The 1,172-nt window shown below is 40.5% G+C and carries 2 protein-coding genes; one reads left to right on the forward strand and one right to left on the reverse strand.

Features of this window, described 5'->3' with window-relative positions; genetic code table 11:
• Positions 1-382, forward strand: a 382-nt coding sequence (locus A3735_RS30270) for a hypothetical protein (protein ID WP_197485669.1), incomplete at its 5' end; no start/stop codon positions are given.
• Between the two features lie 66 nt (positions 383-448).
• Here the strand turns inward: A3735_RS30270 and greA are convergent.
• On the reverse strand, positions 449-925 hold the full coding sequence (greA, locus tag A3735_RS04625) for a transcription elongation factor GreA (protein ID WP_068508948.1): 477 nt from the start codon (positions 923-925) through the stop codon (positions 449-451).
• Between the last annotated feature and the right edge of the window lie 247 nt (positions 926-1,172).

The raw sequence follows: 1,172 nt of genomic DNA on the forward strand, positions 1-1,172 counted from the left end.
GGTATATGATCTGACAACTAAAGCGCGAATGTCCTTCCTAGATCAGAATAGAGAATTATTTGATTCTTTAGACATCCCTATTTTTAACATCACGGGTTCGACAACAGCGCTGGAAGTACCTTATTTTCAAATGCAGGGCGTAATGGAGTTAAACAAATACGACGCTCATAATGATATGCAGCTTACCCAAGCTCAAGCAAAAATAAAGACCGGCATGTCAGCAGATCTAGCCATGTTAAACGCACATCATTGGGATATGTCCTACGATGCATTCCCTAAACTAATGAGATTTGGGTCACCAAACCTAGACCATCCCTTTCCGAAAGAGGCTGCCCTAAAAGCCATGATTAAGCTAGCTATTGAATTAGGCTTAATAGATTAGTAACTAACCAGGAAGGCAAAGGCTGAAGTCAATGCTAACCTCAGCCTTTTTAAAAGATGATCAAGATTAAACGTGAAGCACTTCATCAATTTCATACTCAACGATTCCGCTAGGCACCTGAACGCCTACGGTATCACCTTCTTCTTTACCAATAATCGCTCGAGCGATTGGTGAAGAAATAGAGATTTTGCCTGCCTTGATATCAGCCTCATCATCACCAACAATGTGATAACGAACTTCTTCATCCGTATCGATATTGATCAATGAAACCGTGGTACCAAAAATAACTTTTCCTGTATGAGGGATAGACTTAACATCGATAATCTGGGAGTTTGAAAGCTTACCTTCCAGCTCCTGAATTCGACCTTCTATAAAGCCTTGCTGCTCTCTCGCTGCATGATATTCAGCATTTTCTTTTAGATCACCGTGCTCACGCGCATCGGCAATCGCTTCGATAACCTGTGGGCGCTTTACAGTTTTCAATTCTACTAATTCTTCTTGAAGGGCTTTTTCGCCTTCAACAGTCATTGGAATTCGATTCATCTTCCTTCCTTTATTCTTTTACCATATTTAGTGAGAGCTCTTCTTTCAGTCACGCTTATACTCATCATCAACAAGCAATTAATTCGAGTTATCAAAAAAGAGCCATCTGTATAAACAGCTGAAAAAAATAACCCGAAGCATTAGCTCCGGGTTATAAAATAAACGAGTTTTCTAGTGTAAGTCTTGAAGTCTACGTACGTGCTTCTCAGCACCAAAACGAATAGCTCGTGCAGTTGCATCACCACCA

The sequence above is a fragment of the Oleiphilus sp. HI0061 genome, from assembly GCF_001635675.1.

Excerpts from the sequence above, each read along its gene's own strand:
- greA (WP_068508948.1), bottom strand. The coding sequence starts at position 925 with ATGAATCGAATTCCAATGACTGTTGAAGGCGAAAAAGCCCTTCAAGAA.